This is a genomic window from Parabacteroides sp. MSK.9.14 (assembly GCF_019041495.1).
Taxonomy (GTDB): Bacteria; Bacteroidota; Bacteroidia; order Bacteroidales; family Tannerellaceae; genus Parabacteroides; species Parabacteroides merdae.
In genome coordinates this window covers 1-23,012 of record NZ_JAHPXO010000054.1, presented here as the reverse complement: position 1 = coordinate 23,012, position 23,012 = coordinate 1, and the positions used below count along the sequence as shown (strand labels likewise).

Genomic DNA, 23,012 nt, shown 5'->3' with positions numbered 1-23,012 from the left:
ACTAAATTTCAAATATTTCAAAGAACTCTTTTAGATTTTAATGGGACAACAATGATTACTTATGGCACAAATATAACCATTATTAATGAGTAAGCAACGAATCGAGAAGAATGTTCAAATAATAACCATCGACAAAACGGAGGCGTTTAAATATAAAACGACCTTTTTCGCCGGAAAAGATGCAAAAACAGGGCATAAAAACGCATCCAACACAGCAGATAAACATCCCCACACCCCCGCAAAGGCCTCGCGCAGACCCGGGTCTGCACCTCTCCCACACCCGGGCCTCTGTGGTGGGTACACCCGGGTCTCAAGCGGCTTTGCAAGCTGTTTTTGACAAAAGAAAAGCCTGTCTTGATGAAAAAAGAAGCCGCTTTAACAGGTTTTGCACCTGTTCCCGGACGGTCCCTGTTTTTATCGTATAATTGATACACAGGATATTATCGTTTTTCTCCATGATGGTTATGACAGATGAATGGCAGTTCAAAACAGCAACTATCATGCCATAACATATTGGCTTAAACCGATATACATGTGGATATGATAGTATGATAGTTAAATCATCTTTTGCCACATCCTGATCTTGTTTTAGTTTTGCTTGTTTGTTCATATCAATACTTATAATGGTAATAAAAAAACTGCGTAACTCTCCATCGAAAGCTACGCAGTCTACTATATTATAATAAAAAATTTACAGCTATTATTCTTCACCTAACAGGATTTCCAAGATCTGAACGGCAGCCTTCGACACAGAAGTACCCGGACCAAAGATGGCAGCAACGCCTGCCTTGTACAGGAAGTCATAATCCTGTGCAGGAATAACGCCACCAGCTATCACGATGATATCTTCGCGTCCTAACTTCTTCAGTTCTTCGATCACCTGCGGAACCAAAGTCTTGTGTCCGGCAGCCAAAGAAGAAACACCCATTACGTGAACGTCGTTTTCTACAGCCTGGCGGGCAGCTTCGGCCGGAGTCTGGAACAACGGTCCCATATCCACGTCGAAACCACAGTCTGCATAACCTGTAGCTACAACTTTAGCACCACGGTCGTGTCCGTCCTGACCCATCTTAGCGATCATGATACGCGGCTGGCGACCTTCTTTCTTGGCAAACTCGGCAGTCAGCTCACAAGCCTTCTGGAAGTCTGCATCTTTCTTAGTTTCTGATGAATACACGCCTGATATAGTTCTGATGATTGCTTTATAACGACCTACTACAACTTCGCAAGCATCGGAGATTTCTCCCAGTGATGCACGCAAGCCGGCTGCCTTGACAGCCAGTTCCAGCAAGTTGCCTTTCTTCGTACGAACACATTCCGTGATGTCGGCCAATGCTTTCTGTACGGCTTCTTCATCACGGTTGGCACGCAGTTCTTTCAGCAGTTCGATCTGCTCGTTACGAACGGCAGTATTATCGATTTCAAGGATATCGATCGGATCTTCCTTCGGCAGACGATATTTGTTCACACCAACGATTGTCTGGATACCGGAGTCGATCCGAGCCTGCGTACGGGCAGCCGCTTCTTCGATGCGCATCTTGGGCAGACCGGTTTCGATAGCTTTCGCCATACCGCCCATGCTTTCGATCTCCTGGATCAAAGCCCAGCCTTTATGAACCAATTCGTTCGTCAGAGATTCCACATAGTAAGAACCAGCCCACGGGTCGATTTCCTTACAGATCTTTGTTTCTTCCTGAATATAAATCTGAGTGTTACGAGCGATACGTGCAGAGAAGTCTGTCGGCAAAGCGATCGCTTCGTCCAATGCGTTCGTGTGCAAAGACTGCGTGTGCCCCAAAGCGGCAGCCATAGCTTCAATACAAGTACGGCCAACGTTGTTGAACGGGTCCTGTTCGGTCAACGACCAACCAGAAGTCTGGCAGTGAGTACGCAAAGCCAGAGATTTCGGGTTCTTGGCACCGAAGCTCTTCACGATCTTCGCCCACAACATACGTGCAGCACGCATCTTGGCGATTTCCATGAAATGGTTCACACCGATCGCCCAGAAGAAGGACAGACGCGGAGCGAAAGCATCGATATCGATACCTGCATTCACACCGGCACGAAGATATTCAAGACCGTCGCAAAGCGTATAAGCCATTTCGATATCGGCCGTCGCACCTGCTTCCTGCATGTGGTAACCGGAGATGGAGATGGAGTTGAACTTCGGCATCTTCTGAGAAGTGTATTCGAAGATATCGGCAATGATACGCATGGAGAATTCAGGCGGGTAGATATAAGTGTTACGCACCATGAATTCTTTCAGGATATCGTTTTGGATCGTACCGGCCATCTCTTCCAACTTGGCGCCCTGTTCCAAACCGGCATTGATATAGAATGCCAGTACAGGAAGTACGGCACCGTTCATTGTCATGGATACAGACATCTTGTTCAAAGGAATACCATCGAACAAAACTTTCATGTTTTCCAACGAACAGATAGAAACACCGGCTTTACCGACATCACCTACCACACGTTCGTTGTCGGCATCATAACCACGGTGCGTCGGAAGGTCGAAAGCGACAGACAGACCTTTCTGGCCGGAAGCCAGGTTACGACGGTAGAATGCGTTGGACTCTTCAGCAGTTGAGAAACCTGCATACTGGCGGATTGTCCAGGGACGCATAGCGTACATGCCGCTATACGGACCACGCAAATAAGGAGGCAGACCGGAAGCATAGTTCAGATGTTCCATACCTTCCAGGTCTTCTTTAGTATATACGGGTTTCACCTCGATGTGCTCGGGGGTTTTCCAATTGGCCTCGATGCCATTGGCTTTTGCCCATTCGGCAGCATTAGTAGCTGCAAAACCGGCATTCTTTATATCTATGTTTTTAAAATTTGGTCTCATATCTCTGATGATTTGAGATTCACCATTTATGATTTGCGATTTATGATTCATGGCAACGAACTGCCAATCATAAATTATAAATCATAAATCATAAATCAATTAATTCCTAATTTTACGTTGAAAGCTTTCAATGTCTCAAGCACGTTGCTCTTTACATTTACATATTGGTCGATGCCTACTGCTTTCAGATCTTCCATGCAAGCAGGCATACCGGCTACAACAAATTCTGCTCTTCCAGCCAAAGCCTTGTAAGCAGCAGGAGCCAATTCTGCATATTCATCATCGCTTGAGCAAAGAACCACGATTTCAGCACCAGCCTCAACAGCGGCTTCCACACCGGCTTCAACCGTATCGAAGCCTAAGTTATCAATGACCTTATATCCTGCACAAGCAAAGAAGTTGCTTGAGAACTGAGAACGAGCCAGGCGCATAGCCAGGTTACCGATCGTCAGCATGAATACTTTCGGAGTCTTGCCGCTCTTTTCCGTTGCCAGACGCAAAGCTTCAAATTCCGAAGCTCCCCGTGAGAAATCGAGAGCCGTGATAGTCGCTTCACCGCAATTGTGACCACCACCACAGCAGCAACCGGCAGCTTCGTTCTGGATCTTTTCGGCAGCCACTTCGTTGAAGTTCGGGAACTGGTTGGTTCCTAACAGGATTTCACGACGGGTAGCGACTGCTTTCTTGCGGGCTTCGTTGGATGCGTTAACTGCTTTCTGGATTTCGCCGGAAGCGACTTCCGCACCAAAACCGCCCTTATCTTCCACTTCCAAGAACAACTTCCAGGCTACATCAGCCAGAGAGTTTGTCAAAACTTCCACATAATAAGAACCGGCAGAAGGATCGACAACCTTATCCAAATGACATTCTTCCTTCAACAACAACTGCTGGTTGCGGGCTATACGTTCGGAGAAGTCGTCCGGAGTCTGATAAGTCTTGTCGAACGGACGAACCGTGATCGAATCGACACCGGCAAGAGCAGCAGACATGGCTTCCGTCTGTGAACGCAGCAAGTTTACGTGAGCATCATAAACCGTCATGTTCCATTCCGAAGTCTGTGCATGAACATGCATCTTGCAAGCGCACTGGCAAGCAGGGTTGTAGGCGGCAACGATTTCTGCCCACAGCCAACGAGCGGCACGGAACTTGGCGATTTCCATGAAGTAGTTGGAGCTGATACCGAAATTGAATTTGATCTTCTTGGCCACTTCCGTAGCGTCCAGGCCTACCTCGGTCAGCTTAGCCAGCAGTTCGTTTCCCCAAGCCAATGCATATCCCAACTCCTGAGAGATATAAGCACCTGCATTGTTGAAGTAGAAGGCATTCACTGCCAATACTTTGTAACCCGGCAGAGCAGCACCCGCTTTGAGCACAGCGGCAGCAGCTTCCACCCAGTCTTCATTTTCCTTACCTTTTACCAGAGGTTTCTTGAACGGGTCGTAGTTTACAGACCCTTTGCATTTTTCCAGGTCTGCGCCTTTGCCTTTGAAATAGTCGGCGAGAATACCAATCAGCATTTCAGCCTTGCAGTTGCAAGTATTGAAATTCAGTTCCACACACTCAGGACAAATCCCGTCAAGTAAGGTAGCAATGTTTTCAGCGTTTACGTCGCTTCCCTTAATGATGAAGCCAAGAGACGTCACACCCTTATTCAGGATGTCAAGGGCTTTTTCATTAGCACCTTTGAAACAGGTGACTTCGATGTTCTGGCGCACCTTCCAATCGTTGTCCTTCTTTGTTCCGCGAACATAAGGGAATTCACCGGGAAGAGACTCGGTAGTCTTCAAACCTTCGATGTCTTCTGCACGATAGAAAGGATTCACATTAAATCCTTCGCCTGTCTTCCAAACAAGCTTTTTCTCAAACGGAACCCCTTTCAGGTCGGCCGTAATCTTCGCCATCCACTCTTCGGTAGACACAGGTGCGAATTCTGAGAAAAGTTTTTCTTTTAATTCTGCCATAATATTAGTTATTTTAATACTGGTATTAGTAATTGTTCAATAGTATATTGTTCAATAACAGAAGGCAAAGGTAGAATAAATAAACTTGAACGCAAATGAAATACAAACGAATTTGACACCTCTTTTAACGCCTTTTAGTGGAGACACATAGAATTTGGATACCAAAATGACAGGAGACAAACATTTTCTTCAAAAAAATTTCTCCAAATGATACATCGGAATAAAATATTTACTAATTTCGCAACGTCAAACAAAGACTACCCGGTGCATTCGTCTAGTGGTCTAGGACGCCGCCCTCTCACGGCGGAAACTCGGGTTCGAACCCCGGACGCACTACAAGAAGCTCGCAGTTCATTTGCGGGCTTTTTCTTTTTCAGGTTATGAACAAACGTGTCTCGTCCTGATTCAAGTTGACCATGCCACCTCCCGCTTTATATCCACAACTATATATTAGTGAAAAATAAGGACGTAACAACCCAAACTAACAAACATATACACTGAGATTTATAACCAAGACTACTACTCTTTTGCTTTTCGACCAAAGGCAAAAAGGTTTTCGCCCTTAGTCGAAAGGGCTTTTGACTAAGGGCGAAAACCTATTCGACTAAGGGCAAAAGGTCTATGGTTAAGCGGTTTTGCAATAGAAGTATGGTTATTGCCACTTAAATAGTGGCCTTCCGAGTCCGACTTACACTCAGATGAAAGCAAATTATACTTATCTGAACAATGTTGAAATAACCAGGCTATCTCCATCATTAGGAGCCGGCTGCAGATCCAGCAAGCGGGCAATTATCAGATACAAATTGACATTCGCCATCACCGGCAGCTCGACATTCTGTTTGAAGGAAGGCCCTGCAGCATAAAAGATGGCCTCCATTTCCGGAGCAAAGTTATCATATCCATGTGTAGCCGCGAATACAGGACACGATTCGGGGCGGAATTGCAGATACGTCCCGATATCCGGTAATACGAACAGATCGCCTATACGCGGATTCTTTCCATACACGAACTTTTCCGGAATCTCATTCTTTCTCCAAACCGTTACACGAGGTACACGCTTCAGGATTGCATAAGCGCTATCTGTATAAGTCGGTTTCGGATAAAGCAAAGTCGGCACTCCGTCGAAAACATAATCGAAACTGTCGCGAGGCAGATAATCATTCAGATTCACATAATTCTCCGGATAATAAGTTGCCATGCCATGATCAGACAGGACGATAAAATCAATCTGGTCAAAGATATCCAGCCTACGGGCTTCAGCAAAGAAGTCACCTAATATACGGTCCAAATGTTCAACCGTTGAAAGGGTTGCCGACGAATCGGGGGTTGCCCTATGCCCGACTCCGTCCGGTTCTTCCATATACCACATGATCAGGTGCGGGCGGACTTCCTCCGGCAGTTGCAACCAGGCAATCACCGAATCCGCCCTGTCAGAAAAAGGAACATTCTTATCGAACGGTTTCCAGATGGAAGGCCGGCGTCCCTGTATCGGATATTCACTACCGACCCAATAGAACGAGGCGGTTCGGACACCCTGCTTTTCCGCCGTGTTCCAGATCGGCTCTCCTCCGAAAAAGGCTGGATTCGGATTTCCCATCACATAGACGCTATCCAGATCGGGGGCATAAAAGAAATTATTCACCAATCCATGATGATCCGGATGCAAGCCTGTCGCCATACTGTAATGGTTCGGGAAAGTCACACTCGGAAAGCTGGGACGAAAAGCAGCCTTCACCCCAACGCAGGCCAATGAATCGAGCGTCGGCGTATGTGCATGCGACGGATAATCCGAACGAAAACCGTCCATAGACAGGACTACGACGTAGCGTTCCTTCTTCGAGTGAGCCGTACATCCGGCTATCGACAAACAGATTATCGAAAAGAGACTTACTAATATGAATGTCTGAAATCTATACATATAGGTTTAGAAAATATATTTAATACCGATCTGGGCATGCCAGCGAGACAAAACATCATTCTTGGTGATCGTATTCCTCGAATTATAAGCATATGTGTTTGTGTAGTTGCCATCTTCCCCCTTCTTACTGCCGATTACCTGCAAAGGCATTACGTTATAGGCTGCGGTGTAAGTGGTTCCCCATTTCTTATTCAACATATTGGCAAAGTTCGTAACGTCGAATGTCACCTGGAATTTGCTGCCACGGTCTTTCAGCACGAAGATATCCTGCGCCACATGCAGGTCGACCCGATTTTCCCACAGAGCCGAATTGGAGTTACGCATGGCGTACGCTCCACGATGTTTCTTTGCATAGCTGTCGCCTTCGATCCATTCGTCAAACTTCCGACGGTCTTCTTCAGTCTTGAAGTCCATCTTCTGCAGTTCGTCTTCAGTCGGGATATAAAGCAATGAGTTTCCACCCCAGCCGTCACCGTTGTAGTCGATATAGACCGTTTTCTTTTTCTCGGCATCGTAGTAAGATTCGTTCATCGTCAGACTGTAACGCTGCCCCACGTAGCCGTTATAGACAAGAGAGACGGTAGTTGCCATGAAGCCTTTGGCATAGCGGGGAGTCCGATAACCGACAGAAACCATCACACGGTGAGGAATATCGAACATGGAATAAGCCAGACCAGGGTTATTGGAATCTACCGCATAATTATATTTCCAATTGGAATAAGCCACAGAAGAGGTTCCGTCATACACCGATTTGGAATGCCCGAACGTATAAGACGCAGCCAAGTCCAAACCGAAATAGAAACTCTTTTCAAACAAGGCGGACAGAGAATAGGTATATCCCATATTCGTATTTTTCAGATTGGTAATACTGAAATACTTCTTGTCTACGGAGTAATAAGGAGTGGCGGAAGTTTCCACACCCGGAACGGCATAGACTTTGGCATTGCTCGATAATGCCAGGTTCTCAAAATATACGTTATTGAATGTTTTGGAATATAGCCCTTCCAAAGTCATCTTCACATCACCGGGCAAGACACGTTCCAATGCCAAGTTCACACGGAAAACCTGCGGATATTTAAAGTCTTTGGACACGGTCACGATATCGGGGGTCGCAGGATTTCCCTTTTGGGAATTCATGGCTCCGATCGGATCATCCGCATATTGTCCCAACGAAGGGGCGGAAGTCGAACCGGAAGCAAAGATAGTCGTACCTTTCTGCTCAACCCCGGTATTATTATAAGCATTGGAAAGCCATACAAAAGGAACGCGCCCCGTAAACAACCCCAGTCCACCACGAATCAAGGTGGTCCGGCTATCGTCCGTATACCAGCGGAATCCCAGACGGGGAGATACCATCACTTTGGCGCCGGGCATTTCTCCTACTCTTTCCTTAATATTTTTGCTTGCGGCATATTCATTGAACTCATGATTGACTGTCGGATCATTAAACAACAAAGGGATATCAAAACGTAAACCGTAAGTCAGTGAGAAATTATCGGCAACATCCCATTTGTCCTGTGCGTAGAAGCCAAACTGACCGGCTTTAATAATAGGTGTATAGCGATAGTTACCGCCCGTCACATCGGGGTCCGTATACTTGAATACATATTTGGAAGGACTGTCATTCAAGAATGCGTCCATCGAACCGAACTCCCATGAGCCGGTAACGGCCTGGATAAAGAGGTTCTTCATCCGGAATATTTCATTGTGCGTACCGAAGGTAAAAGTATGATTACCCTTATACCAGGAAAGATTGTCCTCAAATGTGTAAATATCCTGATCCAGGGCGTTTGCACCGGAAGAATACTCCGTACCGATGTTGACCGTCGTATTGTTTGTTCCGCTGTTATCGCTACCGTTAATCTTTACGTTCGGCCCTTGATAAGCCACCTGGCGTTCATCCCGGACTGTCGTAACACCTGCACGGAACTCGTTATACAAGACATCGCTCCAATGGGAGTTCCACTCGGCCACAAACGAATTCGTCTTATTTTTCATCCGGTAACCACTCCCGTTAAAGAAGTAGGTCGTGCTTGACGGGCTGAAAATGTCATCGTATGAGTTATTATACTGATAACGGAAAGCCAGTTTATTGTTCCGGTCGATATTCCAGTCGATACGTCCTAAGAAATTAAAGGCCCTCTGATCTACATCGCGTGATCCGAAGCTCTCACGGATTCCGGTATATTCTTCATACTTATCGGCGATTTTCTGTGCCATATCGGTGGAAAATCCTTTCTCGTCATATCCGGCATAGAAACGGGAGGGATAAGATTCCTTACGGTTTTCTGCATTGGCAAAGAAAAACAGCTTGTCTTTGATGATCGGACCACTCAACGTCCCGCCAAAAGTTTTTGTGGACTGTTCCGTCAATTTATCCTTTATGTTATCTTTATAAGCATTGTACTTTCCGTAAAGACCTTCATTCGTAAAATAAGAATAGACCGATGCATGGTATGTGTTGTTTCCCTGTTTGGTAATAGCGTTGATGCCACCTCCGGTAAAACCGCTTTGGCGAACATCGAAAGGAGCGACCACCACTTGGATTTCCTGGATGGCATCCATCGAAATCGGATTGGCATTCGTCTGACCACCGTTTGTACCCGACGGAGCCAGCCCGAAAACATCATTGCTCACCGTACCGTCGATCTGGAAACTGTTATAACGGTTATTGGAGCCGGCAAACGTGATCCCTCCGTTTTTGGAGGTCATGGCCATCGGCATATTCTTTACGACATCATATATATTGCGGTCGACCGTCGGAGTCTCCTGTATCCTTCCTGTAGAAAAATTTTCGGATGCACCGATATTCGCTTTTGCATCAGCAGTGACTACCACTTCTCCCAATTGCTCCGAACTGGGATACAAGGTCGCATTCAGGACATATGTATTGCCCAATTCCAACCTGATATCCGTAAAAATAGCCTTTTTATAACCGACATAGGAAATCTCCACTTTATAGGGTCCTCCGGTACGCATTCCCTGGATCGTGTAACGGCCATCCACATTCGTTACCGCACCATACATGGTTCCGGATGGTTCGTGTACCGCTACCACCGTAGCTCCTATCACATACTCATTTTGATCGTCGATAATTTTTCCGCCCAGTACGGAAGTTGTCACCTGAGCTTTTACGGAGAACCCTATGCATATCAAAACACATACAAAAAAGCAGATAACTTTTTTCATACAGAAATTTATTTTTAATGAATACCCTCTACAGAATTTAACATTGCATCACAAAGATACAACCTTATTATCACGCTTTTATTATATTTCTGTACAAAATTAATGACAACTTATTAATTTTCATTTCCATTACGAAGGTCATCGGCAATATCCTGATGCTGCCGAGCCAACTCTTCCTCCCCTATATGCAGAAATGCTTCGGCAAGATATTCATGGGCTGCAGCGTGCTTCGGTTTCAGATCGACAGCTTTCATAAAGTCAGAAACGGCCTCGTCGTAATATTTCAGTTGAAGATAAGATTTTCCACGATTATAACGCGCTTTAAATGATTTCGGGTTCAGTCGCACGGCTTCATTCAGGCAAGTAACCGCCTGGAAACCGTCACCCATATCGAGAAGGGTCACTCCTTTACGTACCCAAGCATCCACAAACTCAGGATAAAGCTTGAGCGCTTTGTCGAAAGAGCGAATAGCTGCATTCGGATCGTGCGCTTTCGTAATACATTCATTCCCCATCAAATAGTATTCGTGGGCATATTCTTTCTGAATCTCCCGCTGGGCGTGTATCTCCTCCTGGAGTTTCTTGATCTGCGCCCGTTGAGTGTTCATAGTTTGCAATTTCATACGGAGCAACCGTTGCACTTCTGGCTTTTCCAGCTCATTCCGCTTACTGACAGCAGCAGCGAAAGCCTCAACCATCTCTTTCACATTGCCGGATTTAAAACAACGGGCGGCACGTGCATACAACAATTCCGCCTCACTTTCACGCAAACTTTTTTCAATCAACTGCCGGTCATTAAACATCTGGCTGAACTGGACGATCTCTTTCCGCACAAAGATATCATGCGGAGAAATCCGGCTTTTCAGCACCAGCCCTTCCAGAGACGTACAACGACTTAAAGCGACATATGTCTGGCCACCGGCAAACACGCCGCCTGTCAAATCCACCACGACACGGCTGAACGTAAGCCCCTGGCTCTTATGCACGGTGATCGCCCAGGCAAGACGAATCGGCAACTGCTCGAAAGTACCGACAATTTCTTCTTCGACCTTTTTCTCCTTTTCGTTGTATTTATATTTATAGTTGCGCCAAGAAGTCGGCTCGACCAGATATTCCCTCCCGTCCTCTAACAGGACGTAGACATTCCCATTCTCGTCGATCCCCGACACCATACCGATCGTACCATTGACCCAACGACGTTCATAATCATTATCGATAAAAATAACCTGGGCCTGCTCCTTGATGGATAGGTTTAATTGTGTCGGTAGAGACGACTCAGGAAAATCACCTTCGATCTTGCCGTGAGAAACGAACTCTTCACCGGGCAATTCCCCCAACTTCCGTTCATTGATAAAATCCACCTGATCCCGCCGGGTGGCAAGCGTGATGTACATATCCTCGTTTCGAGGTATAAAATCAGGGAAATAGCGAGCATTCAAAGTATCCAACTCCTGTTTCCGGGCAATATTGCTACGGATACGATCCAAAATATTGATAAATACAGGATCTGTCTGCCGGTACACTTTCTGCAATTCGATCGGGACCAGATTTATATCTTTGAAGACACGGGCCGAAAAGAAAAACGGACTGGCATAGAAGAGACTTAATATTTCTTTCTGGTCGGCAGGGACCACCGGCTCCAATTGGAAGACGTCGCCGACAAACAGCAATTGCTTGCCTCCGAACGGCAAACGCATATTACCGGAAAAGACACGCAAGATCCGGTCGACACAATCGATGATATCTGCCCGTACCATCGAAATCTCGTCTATAATGATCAATTCCACTTCCGAAATCAACTTCCGATGCTCTTTCCTGTATTTGAAAAACTCGAAGATCCGTCCGTTCTTCAGACTCAAATCCGGATCATCGGGCAACATCGGGCGAAAAGGTAATTTAAAAAAAGAATGAAGCGTCACCCCTTCCGCGTTAATCGCGGCTATCCCTGTCGGTGCCAATACGACATATTTCTTTTTCGTATGTGCGCAGATGTATTTCAAGAACGTGGATTTACCCGTTCCGGCCTTCCCGGTCAAGAAGACGGACTGACGTGTATGAGTGATCAGTTGCAGGGCATCCTGAAACTCCTTATTATCTGTGTCTAACTGAAATTCCAATCGTGTAATTTTTAAGTAGACAAAGCTATAGAATATTTTATATATCTACTCATAAAAAGTCCATAATTTATTTGCATATGTCCGAAACTTTGTCTTATTTTGTGATATCAAAATAATATCAAATAACGATCATTATGAAAACACAGGAAAAGAACTTCGACGGCATCAAATTATCCGGTTTTACGGCTATACTTATCATGCTTGCTTTAACAGGGACAGCCATATATCTACTATCGCTGCCACAAACACCGAGTATCATCGCCGGTGTCATCTGCGGGATATGCGTTGTTGTCATGTTACCCGGATTTATGATCATCCAGCCAAACAATTCGCGCGTATTGACTTTTTTCGGCAGATATGCCGGAACGGTCATTAGTAACGGTTTCTATTGGGTAAACCCACTTTTCCTGAAATCAACCGTAACATTACGCATCCTAAACTTGAACATCGACCCGATCAAAGTCAACGACAAAGTCGGAAATCCGATCATGATCGGAGCCGTGGTCGTCTGGAGAATAAAAGACACCTACAAAGCCAGTTTCGATATATCCGGAAACATCCGAGAGTTTGTCCAAATACAAAGCGATGCCGCTCTTCGGCAAGTAGCAGGCATGTATGCTTACGACACAAATGAGACGATTGATAAAGTCACACTCCGTTCCGATGAAAGCGGAGAAATAACCCAACGCCTAGAAGACGAACTCAACAGCCGTCTTGCCATCGCTGGAATCGAAATTGTGGAAGCCCGTATCAACTATCTGGCTTATGCATCCGAAATCGCCAGCGTGATGTTACGCCGCCAGCAGGCAGACGCCATCATTTCTGCCCGCGAACGGATCGTAGAAGGAGCTGTCAGCATGGTTCACCTGGCATTGGAAAAGTTAGAGAAAGACGGTGTTGTCGAGCTGGATGAAGAACGGAAAGCAGCAATGGTCAGCAATCTGCTGGTAGTCCTTTGCGCAGACGAGTCCGCACAACCTGTAGTCAATACAGGTACTTTATATCAGTAACTTAATACAGTAATATTAAATATGGCCAAAAAGGAAAATGGAAATGCGACCAAGAGTTTCATATTGCGTGTGGACGCAGAAATGATGGAAGCGATCGAAGCCTGGGCTGCCGATGAATTTCGGAGTACAAACGGCCAGATACAATACATTTTGGATCAAGCCCTACGCAAGGCAGGGCGCCTCAAAAAGAAACGAATACTAAAATCTGAAGAGAAAAATAAAGAGTAGAAAACAATAATAACGAAAACCTGTCCGGACGTTTTTTAAATATCCTTCGGTAGAAAATAACTTTTCAACTGAAGGATATTTCTTTCTATTCATTATAAATCAACGGCTAATAAATAACCACGCATCCTTATATTTCGGATTGGAACGGAGAGTTGCCATATAAGATTCCGCAGCTTCGCGATTATCAAACTTATCCGCATAGATACGATACTTCCCGTCACGAACAACCTTGCTGACATGCTTACATTCGTTACGATCTACACCGGCAATAAATTCGTCCGCTTGCGATTCTGATGGAAAACTGGCGATTACGATATGATACATTTTTTTAGATTGGACAACTACAGGCCTGGACACAAACGCCTTCTTTTCCGGAGCCGGAACAGACACAACTTTTTTCACTTCACGCGCAATCACCTCTTCCGATGACTCTTGCTTCGTATCTGCCTCCGCCACAGTACTGTCTGGCAAAACCGCTTCAAGAAGAACCGGCTTTTGTACAACCATCCCCGTCGGAACAAAACTGGCTGTATAAGCCTCTTGGTTAACATCTCTAACCGGAGTAGAAACCAACAGGAACAATGCCACTGCAGCAGCCGAAGCCATCACTGTACGGATAAGTTTACGGCTAATCGGAATATAAAGAGTATCTTTCTTCTCTTTTTGGGATACAAGAAGAACCGCTTCTTCGCGTTCCATCTCTAGTGGAGCGAGAACCGGGAAATGGAAAACAGGCAAGCCATACGAGCCGACACTGAACAGATCGGTTTCCCCCGGATGGAAAATCATCTGTCCTTCTTCTCCTATGCTGAACGAACCTAACACCCCTAACGACAACTTTCCATATTGTTGCAGGATGTTCTTTATATCCTCCACATCTTCTTCCAGCATCAGTTGTGCCTGACGATAGCTCACCTCGTGCATCTGCATATACGATTCAGGCAAAAGCCCGTCATTATGTTGCAGCGTCATATTGAAACCGATCTCTTTTCTCAAAGGACGAAACGTATGTTCCTCCTTATGCTGCATGGCCGGAACAGCCTGCAGAACAAAACCTCCGAACTTCGGCACAATCACACAATCATGCACTAAAAGCAAACGTTCAATATGTGTTACAATTCTAAGCATACAACAAAGGTAAATCTTTTGTCTGGATTGACAAAAAATTTATAGGATTACAATTGATGAAATTCGTATCTTTGTAAGGAAAAGAATCAATTAATCAATAAAGATCATATCATGCTTGCATATACATATATTGAAAAAGGCAAATTTGGTTTAACAGAAAAACCGAAACCGAAAATTACGGATGCACGGGATGCGATCGTGCGTGTGACCCTGGGTAGTATCTGCACCAGTGACCTGCATATCAAGCACGGAAGTGTACCCCGCGCAATACCCGGAACAACCGTCGGACATGAAATGGTAGGTGTCGTCGAAGAAGTGGGAACAGGTGTCACATCTGTCAAACCCGGAGACAGAGTAACCGTGAACGTCGAGACTTTCTGTGGAAAATGCTTCTTTTGCCAACACGGATATGTCAATAATTGTACCGACCTCAACGGTGGCTGGGCTTTAGGCTGCCGTATCGACGGAGGACAGGCGGAATATGTCAGAGTACCCTATGCCGATCAAGGACTGAATCGCATTCCCGACACGGTCAGTGACGAGCAGGCTCTGTTTGTCGGAGACATACTTGCCACAGGTTTTTGGGCTACTCGCATCTCGGAAATTACGGAGAAAGACACGGTCCTCATCATCGGTGCAGGGCCTACCGGAATTTGTACTTTACTCTGCTCGATGCTGAAGAACCCGAAGCATATCATTGTCTGTGAAAAGTCTCCTGAAAGGGTTCGGTTTATCCGTGAACATTACCCTGACGTATTGATCACGACTCCTGATAACTGTAAGGAGTTTGTACTCAAAAACAGTGACCACGGCGGAGCAGATGTTGTTCTGGAAGTGGCAGGGAGCGAAGACAGTTTCCAGATGGCGTGGGAATGCGCTCGTCCAAACGCGACAGTCACAATCGTGGCTCTTTACGATAAACCTCTACTTTTCCCTCTGCCTGACATGTATGGTAAGAACCTGATTTTCAAAACCGGTGGAGTAGACGGTTGTGATTGTGCTGAGATTCTCCAACTGATTGAGGAAGGCAAGATAGACACCACTCCCCTTATCACCCACCGCTTTGCATTGAACGAGATCGAGGAGGCTTATCGAGTTTTTGAAAACAAACTGGACGGTGTAATCAAGATTGCTATTTATTAAAAGACTTGTCAAATGCTTGTTATCGAAATATCTTCTTTATCTCATCCCGGAGTCGAGATGTTCTGTACACTCACCGAAGCTCAGTTGCGCAATCGTATCGAGCCAGACAAAGGTATTTTTATCGTAGAAAGCCCAAAGGTTATCACGAGGGCTCTGGATGCCGGCTACGAACCTTTAGCCATTTTGTGCGAGCACAAGCATATCACAGGAGATGCTTCCGATATCATTGAACGTTGTAGCAACGTGCCTGTCTATACAGGAGAAAGGGAGTTGCTTGCGACATTGACCGGCTATGTCCTGACACGCGGTGTCCTTTGCGCCATGCGTCGTCCTGAGCCACGCGGCATGGAAGATGTATGCCAGAAGGCCCGACGCATCGTCGTAATCGATGGGGTTGTCGACACAACCAATATCGGTGCTATTTTCCGTTCGGCGGCGGCTCTTGGAATTGATGCCGTATTACTGACACGCAACTCTTGTGACCCATTGAACCGTCGCGCAGTCAGAGTGTCAATGGGGACAGTCTTTCTTGTGCCCTGGACTTGGATGGACGGTTCTCTTGGCGACTTGGGAAGACTGGGTTTTCGTACGGCAGCCATGGCACTCACAGACAATTCTATTTCCATCGATAATCCTGTCTTGGCAACCGAACCCAGATTGGCAATCGTGATGGGGACTGAAGGGGACGGACTTTCGCAGGAAACGATTGCCGCAGCCGACTATGTTGTCCGCATCCCCATGTCGCACGGTGTCGATTCACTTAATGTGGCAGCCGCAGCGGCCGTGGCATTTTGGCAACTTCGTGCTCCGAATCCACAATAATTCCCCGATTGCATATCGTTCACCTACAACCATTGTAAATAGATTCAATTATGATTACTTTTGCCATCCTATTAAAAAGCGAAAGATCATGGCAGACAACTATCTGGAAAAGAAATACGAAGAATATAAATCCCGCAAGGAGGGACGTACGAACCATCCGTACAATGGTAGGAAAACAACCGTTATCCACAAAACCAGGAGAGTCTTTGTAACAGGAGGTGCGGAAGGTATAGGCAAAGCGATCGTAAGAGCTTTCCGTTCCGCCGGACACCGCGTGGCGTTCTGCGACCGTAACGAAGCGGCGGGAAAAGAGACAGCGTTGCAGACCGGAACCTCTTTTTTCCATGTTGACGTAAGTGACCAAGAAGCGCTAGAGAACTGCATGCAGCAGATTTTCAAGGAATGGGGCGATATCGATATCATAATCAACAATGCGGGAATCAGTTGTTTCTCCCCTATCACGGAAACCGGTGTGGAAGATTTCGACCGGATATTATCCGTGAACTTGCGTCCGGTTTTCATCACTTCCCGCAGATTGGCCATTCACCGCCAATCACAGGAGGCACCCAATCCGTTCGGACGGATCGTCAATATCTGTTCCACTCGCTATCTGATGAGCGAACCCGGCAGCGAAGGTTATGCGGCATCCAAAGGCGGTATCTATTCGCTGACACACGCCCTTGCACTATCGCTTGCCCAATGGCATATCACGGTCAACTCGATTTCGCCGGGCTGGATCGAGACGCGCGACTACGAACAGCTTCGCCCAGAAGATCACGCCCAACATCCGTCGGGGCGAGTAGGTAAACCGGAAGACATCGCCCGTTTGTGCCTGTTCATCTGCCAGGAGGAAAATGATTTTATGAACGGCGAGAACGTAACGATCGACGGAGGGATGACAAAGAAAATGATCTATATCGAGTGACAATAGCTATACCATAGGCATGACACAACCGTTACATAGACATGGCACAACTGTTACCATAGCATGAAACTGTTGTTTCCTCGGCATGGTACAGTCGTTTCATGCCGAGGAAACAACAGTGCCAACGGCATGAAGAAATCGTGGCACAACTATAAAAGATCATCAAAGCCGGATTCCTTTTCTATTTCCATATACACTCCAGAGACAGGATGAATAAACCCCAAGTATTCGGCATGCAGATACAAGCGGTCTGCCTTCCTGCCATACAACTCATCCCCTACTATCGGGGCATTCAAGCCAAGCGGATGGGCCGAATGGACACGCAACTGATGTGTGCGCCCGGTTTTCGGTATGAAAGAAATAAAAGTACGCCCCGAATCATAATGCAGCACAGTATAATCAGTCACGGCAGGTTTTCCGTGAACCGCATCGACCACCTGCCGCGGCCGGTCTTCCGGATCCGGGCGGAGGGGGAGTTCAATATGACCTTCTTTTTTCTCCACAATGCCATCCAACCAAGCAACATATCGTTTACACACCGTCCGGTTCTTGAACTGTGCCTGCAAGTTCTGGTGCACTTCTTTCGTCTTGGCTATAAGGATCAGGCCGGAGGTCGCCATGTCAAGTCGGTGCACGATCATCGGTCCGGTTGCTTCGGGATACATCCGTCGCACTCGCCCGTAGACGGAATCGATATCCGATTTTCCGGGGACTGACAACATGCCGGCCGGTTTGTTCACTACCGACAACCATTCGTCTTCATACATGATTTCCAACTCCGTATCCCGGTGCATATCCGTTTCCAACGGGTTTTCCTCGACGTGTAGGCCTTGTAGCATATGCTTCAGGATCGGTCCGCATTTCCCTTTGCAGGCCGGATAATAATATCCATGACGGCGGATCTCGTTTTTCGGAGAATCTCCCCACCAGAATTCAGCCATAGCAAGAGGTTGCCAACCGTTCCGGTAGGCATATTGCAGGAGCTTGGGAGCCGCACACTCACCTGCACCTGCCGGTGGCGTCTTTTGGACGGTATCTTTAAACAAGTTGCACAAATCCCGTTCCTCCCCGCGGGCGTTCAACATGCGGAATTGTTTGAAAAGCCATTGTTGAAGGGCAGCCGAACGGGTCTTGCGTTCTGCTTTGAGGCGTTCGATTTCCGTCTCGAACACCTCTACTTCCGCTTGGAGGGAGGCAAGGTGATCTTTCCAATATTGTTTCTGCCGTTTCAGTTCCGCTTTCTGGAACTGGCTTTCACGGATCAGCTGCTCCGAATCTACCCGTGTGACGGTCGAACGCAACCGGTCACGTTCAACCTTAGCCGCTTTCATCCGTCCCCGTATATCATCCAAAACCTGTCCGGCAAGGATCGTCTCGTCAGCCAACCGTTGCTTGCAATCTTTATATCGCACATCTGCCTGCAACTCCTCGATCCGCCTGTTGATTCCCGATATCTGTTCTTCTTCGATTCTGAAAAAGCCATCTGGCTCTTGCACGTCATAAACCGGAGGCACGAAATAAGTGTGTCGATTCTTCCCTGCCAGGATGCCAGAGAAGGCTGCCAGATAGCCGACTTCCCCCTCTCCTGTACGGACAATCAAAACGCCAAACATCTTCCCTTTCCGCAGTTCTCCCTGCCATTCTCCCTTTGTCGACAAATAGCGCCCGACCTCGCCCGCTGCCGCCACACAAAGGGGATGCGGGGTATAATGGAACGGATAGGTAAACTTTTCCGGCAGAGAGAGAAGAGAAATAGAATCTGCAAAATAGTGAAGTTTGTTCATGCTTTTTCCGAATCAAAACGTTTTATCCGGCAAAAGTAAAGGATTTTTTTGGACAGCTCCGTTTTATCCAGTAGATTTGTAACCATCAATTTTAGACCAATTAATAATTAGCGTTTTAACAGACCATGAACAGACTCATCATCGCCTTGTTAGGCTCCGTCTTGTATTCCGGCACAAGTATGGCTCAGAAACAGACCTATTTTACCAATCCTGTTATTCACGGGGATGTCGCCGACCCGTCCATCCTGAGGATCGACGATACTTATTATGCAACGGGGACTTCCTCCGAATGGGCTCCCTACTATCCGGTATTCACATCTAAAGACCTAGTCAACTGGAAACAGACCGGACACGTATTCGAGCAGCAGCCGGAATGGACCAAGTCGTCGTTCTGGGCTCCGGAATGGTATTATCATAACGGTAAGGTTTATGTATACTATACCGCACGAAAGAAGTCGAACAACACTTCCTACATCGGAGTAGCCACCTCCGACTCTCCGACAGGCAAATTCAAAGATCACGGACCGGTTGTCGAATTCGGAACGGAAGCGATCGATGCTTTTATCCTCGAAGACAAGGGTGATTTATACATCAGCTGGAAAGCCTACGGACTGGACAACCGGCCGATCGAACTTCTCGCCAGCAAGTTGACTCCGGACGGGTTGAAATTGACCGGCAAGCCGTTCAGCCTGCTCCGAGACGACGAACGTGTGGGGATGGAAGGACAGCACTGGTTCAAAAAGAACGGTTACTACTATCTGATCTATGCGATTAATGGTTGTTGCGGTCCCAATAGCGACTATGCCGTAGCTGTCGCCCGCTCGAAGAAGCTCGAAGGGCCTTATGAAAAGTATGAAGGAAATCCGATCCTGCACGGGAGCGACGAGATACAATCTATCGGTCATGGCACACTGACGACGACGCCTGACGGACGTATGTTTTATCTATGTCACGCCTATTCGGAAGGCAGCGATTTCTTTCTAGGGCGTCAGCCCCATCTCCAGGAGTTGCGTTTCGGAGAGGACAACTGGCCTTATTTCGTTACCGGCGAATATGCCCGCTTGGTACAACCGATGCCTTTTGCCGATTGCGTGCAAGAGCCGGTAACCGGTTTCTTCGACAATTTTGCCGACCCGAATCTGCGCCCGGAATGGAGTTGGAATTATCCGTACTCGAATGTCCAAGCTAAAATCGAAGCGGGCAGACTGTGGCTGAGTGGTTCTCCCAAGCCGGAATGCAAGACAGGAGAGGCACTTTGCCTTCGTCCTGCATCTTCGGGCTACACATTGGATGCCGGCATAACAAACCAAAATGGCAGTTGGAAAGGGATCACGCTTTACGGGGATAATAGCTATTATATCGCTTACGGCCCGGTCGGCGACCGATTGCAAATAAAGTTGGTTCGAGAAGGGAAGGAACAACAGTTGGCCGATCTGCCACTACCCAGCATGGCATTGCATCTGCGCATGCAGGTGAAAGAAGGACTCCCCTATCAATTCGCCTGGAGTAAAGACGGCAAGCAATGGACTCCGGTGAACCACGGTCTATCGGAAGAAGCCATACGCTCACTTATTCGCTGGGATCGGGTGGCACGTCCGGGACTTTACCATGAAGGAGACGAAAAGGCACCTGCCGTATTTGAATATTGTTCTTTATCTTATCAGTAAGAATTAGAAACCGGCATTTGCCAGGTTTCTCAGAATATCTTCATAGGGGATGACAGATGACTTGCGCAACAAGACTCCATCATCCCCATGCATATTTCCACAGACAGGCAAGCACAGACTTAGGCACGGGATTCCCGGCAGATCTGAGCTGGAGCCTTTACTGTATTCCCAAGTCTCATCGGGTTCTGCTTCATGTACAAACACGCACGAAGTACCGCTTGCTTGAAGTAATTCGACAATGTGATAACCGGTTATTATATCAAAACCATGATCGTTTTCGATAGAGAAAGCAGCTTCATCTTCCCAACCTTCATTCGTGACATCAAGCACGAGAGCCTTACCTACCAGACATTCCATTCGGCCTAACATCTGCATGATTTCGATGGCTCCTGCCGAATCTTTCTCTTCATCTCCCGTGAAAGCGACCAGAACGGATTCATCCAGTTCGCCCCGCAACATCAGGTCGATCACGGCAGCATTGGTCGCACTATTGTCGAACGTGCCCTTCCAGCAAAGTTCGTCTTCGTCTTTGGCAAAACAATTTTTATAAACGCAATCAACATGGGATGAAACAAGCGTCCGGTAAGTATTTTCTTCTTCCATCGGCTTTCCATACAGCAAAGAAAGACTTCCCTCGCCCAACAATTCATAACCCGAATTTTCCAACAAGGCTTTTATCTCATGTATCCGGTCTTTCTTCCGAAACTGTTTTCCGTCATCCTTACAATCCACCGTCAACCGTTTCAACAATTCTGCATATTCCATATATTCCTTCTTCCTATAAAACTACATTAAAAACTCATCCGATCAACAAATATATGGCAGAAACAACAAACCCGCACATATTTGGTATTTAAACTTGGAAGATAATGTTGATTATGCCTAAATTTGTAGAAAAGAACAGACTCAATATGCCATCAACCCGTATCCGACAAGAACAGGAGATCGTCGCACAGATGGTCCGTATCTATTGCCGTCAGAAAGAAAAGCATACGGATTTATGCCCGGATTGTAAAGAACTTTTGCAATATGCTCATGCACGACTGTCTCATTGTCCTTTCGGAGAGAAGAAAACAACATGCCGGTTATGCCCTGTTCATTGCTACAAACCAGATAGGCGCAAGAAAATGCAGGAGGTCATGCGTTTTGCTGGCCCCAGAATGATATTATATCATCCGACAGCTGCTATCCGGCATCTGCTACAAGAATTTTTTCATAAATAGAAATCCATTGTTATTAAAAATCCATGCTACAGAAAATAAATTGGTCTGCAATTAGTCCTGATGAATCAGAAAAGCTAAAAAACGAATTGGTAGAAGTATGGGAGGCCTCCGTTCGAAGCACCCACCGTTTTCTGACCGAAAAGGATATCCGGTTCTTCAAGCCGTTAATCCGGAACAAATATATTCCGGTTGTCGAATTATACATCATCCGAAATGGACAAAACCGGATAGCTGCATTTATGGGACTAAGTGACGAATTAATCGAAATGCTTTTCGTCCATCCGGAAGAACAAGGAAAAGGGTATGGCAAGCAGTTAATCGAATTTGCCATTTACCACAAACATATATTCAAAGTAGACGTCAACGAACAAAACGAAAAGGCTACTTCTTTCTATCTGAACAGAGGATTTGATATTGTCGGAAGAGATGAAACCGATCCAAACGGCAATCCATTTCCTATCCTGCATCTTTCGCTCAATGAAACAATCGTACAAATTTCAGACAGTTCCTTCGAAATCCGGCAAATCCTCCGCCATAAGAAACGTTTCCTCGATCTTCTGTTGTTGGCCGATGAACAGGAATCGATGATAGACCTTTATCTCGAACGGGGAGAAATGTTTGCTTTGTACGATCAAAATATCCTAAAAGCTATTTGTGTTGTCACGGATGAAGGTGACAAAACGGTCGAACTCAAAAATATCGCAACCGATCCACAATATCAGAAACAGGGATATGGCAAAAGATTGATCCGATTTATCTCCAAACATTATGCGGGGAAATATGACACTCTGCTTGTCGGCACAGGTGAAAGTCCGCTGACCATCCCTTTCTATGAACAGAACGGATTCAAATATTCGCATCGTATCAAGAATTTCTTTACCGACAATTATGATCATCCTATATACGAAGACGGCAAGCAACTAGTGGATATGGTCTACTTACGAAAAGAACTTTCCAAGTCCAAGTAACAAAGTAGTAACAAAATCAATTCAGTAAAATCCGATTGTTTCAAAAATAAACAAACAAATACTTGCATAGTAAAAAAG

The 23,012-nt window shown here is 46.3% G+C and carries 17 protein-coding genes, 1 tRNA gene and 1 pseudogene; 10 read left to right on the top strand and 9 right to left on the bottom strand.

The window, feature by feature from the left end; translation table 11 throughout:
• Positions 1 to 310 precede the first annotated feature (310 nt).
• The 3 genes from KTG12_RS21985 to mutA form a co-directional block, all read right to left on the bottom strand.
• Positions 311 to 610 (bottom strand): hypothetical protein, encoded by a 300-nt coding sequence (locus tag KTG12_RS21985; protein ID WP_005641564.1) that lies wholly within the window; start codon positions 608 to 610, stop codon positions 311 to 313.
• 90 nt (positions 611 to 700) lie between these two features.
• Positions 701 to 2,851, bottom strand: a complete 2,151-nt coding sequence (scpA, locus tag KTG12_RS19830; RefSeq protein ID WP_036724666.1) for a methylmalonyl-CoA mutase — start codon at positions 2,849 to 2,851, stop codon at positions 701 to 703.
• Positions 2,852 to 2,946: 95 nt separating this feature from the next.
• A complete protein-coding gene (mutA, locus tag KTG12_RS19825; protein WP_022322756.1) occupies positions 2,947 to 4,812 on the bottom strand; it encodes a methylmalonyl-CoA mutase small subunit in 1,866 nt (621 codons plus the stop codon).
• A gap of 263 nt (positions 4,813 to 5,075) precedes the next feature.
• Between mutA and KTG12_RS19820 the strand changes: the two genes are divergently transcribed.
• A tRNA-Glu gene (locus KTG12_RS19820) sits at positions 5,076 to 5,148 on the top strand.
• Positions 5,149 to 5,527: 379 nt separating this feature from the next.
• Here the strand turns inward: KTG12_RS19820 and KTG12_RS19815 are convergent.
• The 3 genes from KTG12_RS19815 to KTG12_RS19805 form a co-directional block, all read right to left on the bottom strand.
• Positions 5,528 to 6,730, bottom strand: coding sequence for an ectonucleotide pyrophosphatase/phosphodiesterase (locus KTG12_RS19815; RefSeq protein ID WP_119215662.1), 1,203 nt, complete (start codon positions 6,728 to 6,730; stop codon positions 5,528 to 5,530).
• A gap of 6 nt (positions 6,731 to 6,736) precedes the next feature.
• On the bottom strand, positions 6,737 to 9,919 hold the full coding sequence (locus KTG12_RS19810) for a TonB-dependent receptor (protein ID WP_138272907.1): 3,183 nt from the start codon (positions 9,917 to 9,919) through the stop codon (positions 6,737 to 6,739).
• A 113-nt stretch (positions 9,920 to 10,032) separates the two neighbouring features.
• Positions 10,033 to 12,036: a tetratricopeptide repeat protein gene (locus tag KTG12_RS19805; RefSeq protein ID WP_046452545.1), complete on the bottom strand. Its 2,004-nt coding sequence runs from the start codon at positions 12,034 to 12,036 to the stop codon at positions 10,033 to 10,035.
• 134 nt (positions 12,037 to 12,170) lie between these two features.
• On the opposite strand from KTG12_RS19805, the gene KTG12_RS19800 reads away from it, so the two are divergent.
• Together KTG12_RS19800 and KTG12_RS19795 are read left to right on the top strand one after the other, a co-directional pair.
• Entirely contained in the window at positions 12,171 to 13,046 is an 876-nt protein-coding gene (locus KTG12_RS19800; protein WP_005641579.1) for an SPFH domain-containing protein, read from the top strand.
• Between the two features lie 21 nt (positions 13,047 to 13,067).
• On the top strand, positions 13,068 to 13,274 hold the full coding sequence (locus tag KTG12_RS19795; protein ID WP_005641581.1) for an Arc family DNA-binding protein: 207 nt from the start codon (positions 13,068 to 13,070) through the stop codon (positions 13,272 to 13,274).
• A 99-nt stretch (positions 13,275 to 13,373) separates the two neighbouring features.
• Here KTG12_RS19795 and KTG12_RS19790 read toward each other — a convergent pair whose 3' ends face one another.
• Positions 13,374 to 14,402 (bottom strand): SPOR domain-containing protein, encoded by a 1,029-nt coding sequence (locus tag KTG12_RS19790; protein ID WP_122205114.1) that lies wholly within the window; start codon positions 14,400 to 14,402, stop codon positions 13,374 to 13,376.
• Between the two features lie 111 nt (positions 14,403 to 14,513).
• Here KTG12_RS19790 and KTG12_RS19785 point away from each other — a divergent pair, with 111 nt between their 5' ends.
• The 3 genes from KTG12_RS19785 (at position 14,514) to KTG12_RS19775 (ending at position 17,292) form a co-directional block, all read left to right on the top strand.
• Positions 14,514 to 15,545, top strand: coding sequence for an alcohol dehydrogenase (locus KTG12_RS19785; RefSeq protein WP_005641585.1), 1,032 nt, complete (start codon positions 14,514 to 14,516; stop codon positions 15,543 to 15,545).
• 12 nt (positions 15,546 to 15,557) lie between these two features.
• Positions 15,558 to 16,367 (top strand): RNA methyltransferase, encoded by an 810-nt coding sequence (locus tag KTG12_RS19780; RefSeq protein ID WP_155144121.1) that lies wholly within the window; start codon positions 15,558 to 15,560, stop codon positions 16,365 to 16,367.
• An 88-nt stretch (positions 16,368 to 16,455) separates the two neighbouring features.
• Positions 16,456 to 17,292 carry an SDR family NAD(P)-dependent oxidoreductase gene (locus KTG12_RS19775; RefSeq protein WP_005641589.1) on the top strand — a complete coding sequence of 279 codons (837 nt, stop codon included), beginning with the start codon at positions 16,456 to 16,458 and terminating at the stop codon, positions 17,290 to 17,292.
• Between the two features lie 149 nt (positions 17,293 to 17,441).
• Here KTG12_RS19775 and KTG12_RS19770 read toward each other — a convergent pair whose 3' ends face one another.
• Positions 17,442 to 19,076 carry an RluA family pseudouridine synthase gene (locus KTG12_RS19770; RefSeq protein ID WP_005641592.1) on the bottom strand — a complete coding sequence of 545 codons (1,635 nt, stop codon included), beginning with the start codon at positions 19,074 to 19,076 and terminating at the stop codon, positions 17,442 to 17,444.
• Positions 19,077 to 19,201: 125 nt separating this feature from the next.
• On the opposite strand from KTG12_RS19770, the gene KTG12_RS19765 reads away from it, so the two are divergent.
• A complete protein-coding gene (locus tag KTG12_RS19765) occupies positions 19,202 to 20,743 on the top strand; it encodes a family 43 glycosylhydrolase (protein ID WP_005641594.1) in 1,542 nt (513 codons plus the stop codon).
• Between the two features lie 3 nt (positions 20,744 to 20,746).
• Here KTG12_RS19765 and KTG12_RS19760 read toward each other — a convergent pair whose 3' ends face one another.
• On the bottom strand, positions 20,747 to 21,508 hold the full coding sequence (locus tag KTG12_RS19760; protein ID WP_005641596.1) for a hypothetical protein: 762 nt from the start codon (positions 21,506 to 21,508) through the stop codon (positions 20,747 to 20,749).
• Between the two features lie 104 nt (positions 21,509 to 21,612).
• Here KTG12_RS19760 and KTG12_RS19755 point away from each other — a divergent pair, with 104 nt between their 5' ends.
• The 3 genes and pseudogenes from KTG12_RS19755 (at position 21,613) to KTG12_RS21975 (ending at position 22,934) form a co-directional block, all read left to right on the top strand.
• Positions 21,613 to 21,966 carry a nitrous oxide-stimulated promoter family protein gene (locus KTG12_RS19755; RefSeq protein WP_005648528.1) on the top strand — a complete coding sequence of 118 codons (354 nt, stop codon included), beginning with the start codon at positions 21,613 to 21,615 and terminating at the stop codon, positions 21,964 to 21,966.
• Between the two features lie 23 nt (positions 21,967 to 21,989).
• Positions 21,990 to 22,391 (top strand): annotated as a pseudogene (locus KTG12_RS21980) (GNAT family N-acetyltransferase); the annotation flags it as partial.
• Positions 22,392 to 22,460: 69 nt separating this feature from the next.
• Positions 22,461 to 22,934 (top strand): N-acetyltransferase, encoded by a 474-nt coding sequence (locus KTG12_RS21975; protein WP_227225995.1) that lies wholly within the window; start codon positions 22,461 to 22,463, stop codon positions 22,932 to 22,934.
• Positions 22,935 to 23,012 lie beyond the last annotated feature (78 nt).

Excerpts from the sequence above, each read along its gene's own strand:
- KTG12_RS21985 (WP_005641564.1), bottom strand. The coding sequence starts at position 610 with ATGAACAAACAAGCAAAACTAAAACAAGATCAGGATGTGGCAAAAGAT.
- scpA (WP_036724666.1), bottom strand. The coding sequence starts at position 2,851 with ATGAGACCAAATTTTAAAAACATAGATATAAAGAATGCCGGTTTTGCA.
- mutA (WP_022322756.1), bottom strand. The coding sequence starts at position 4,812 with ATGGCAGAATTAAAAGAAAAACTTTTCTCAGAATTCGCACCTGTGTCT.
- KTG12_RS19815 (WP_119215662.1), bottom strand. The coding sequence starts at position 6,730 with ATGTATAGATTTCAGACATTCATATTAGTAAGTCTCTTTTCGATAATC.
- KTG12_RS19810 (WP_138272907.1), bottom strand. The coding sequence starts at position 9,919 with ATGAAAAAAGTTATCTGCTTTTTTGTATGTGTTTTGATATGCATAGGG.
- KTG12_RS19800 (WP_005641579.1), top strand. The coding sequence starts at position 12,171 with ATGAAAACACAGGAAAAGAACTTCGACGGCATCAAATTATCCGGTTTT.
- KTG12_RS19795 (WP_005641581.1), top strand. The coding sequence starts at position 13,068 with ATGGCCAAAAAGGAAAATGGAAATGCGACCAAGAGTTTCATATTGCGT.
- KTG12_RS19790 (WP_122205114.1), bottom strand. The coding sequence starts at position 14,402 with ATGCTTAGAATTGTAACACATATTGAACGTTTGCTTTTAGTGCATGAT.
- KTG12_RS19785 (WP_005641585.1), top strand. The coding sequence starts at position 14,514 with ATGCTTGCATATACATATATTGAAAAAGGCAAATTTGGTTTAACAGAA.
- KTG12_RS19780 (WP_155144121.1), top strand. The coding sequence starts at position 15,558 with ATGCTTGTTATCGAAATATCTTCTTTATCTCATCCCGGAGTCGAGATG.
- KTG12_RS19775 (WP_005641589.1), top strand. The coding sequence starts at position 16,456 with ATGGCAGACAACTATCTGGAAAAGAAATACGAAGAATATAAATCCCGC.
- KTG12_RS19770 (WP_005641592.1), bottom strand. The coding sequence starts at position 19,076 with ATGAACAAACTTCACTATTTTGCAGATTCTATTTCTCTTCTCTCTCTG.
- KTG12_RS19765 (WP_005641594.1), top strand. The coding sequence starts at position 19,202 with ATGAACAGACTCATCATCGCCTTGTTAGGCTCCGTCTTGTATTCCGGC.
- KTG12_RS19760 (WP_005641596.1), bottom strand. The coding sequence starts at position 21,508 with ATGGAATATGCAGAATTGTTGAAACGGTTGACGGTGGATTGTAAGGAT.
- KTG12_RS19755 (WP_005648528.1), top strand. The coding sequence starts at position 21,613 with ATGTTGATTATGCCTAAATTTGTAGAAAAGAACAGACTCAATATGCCA.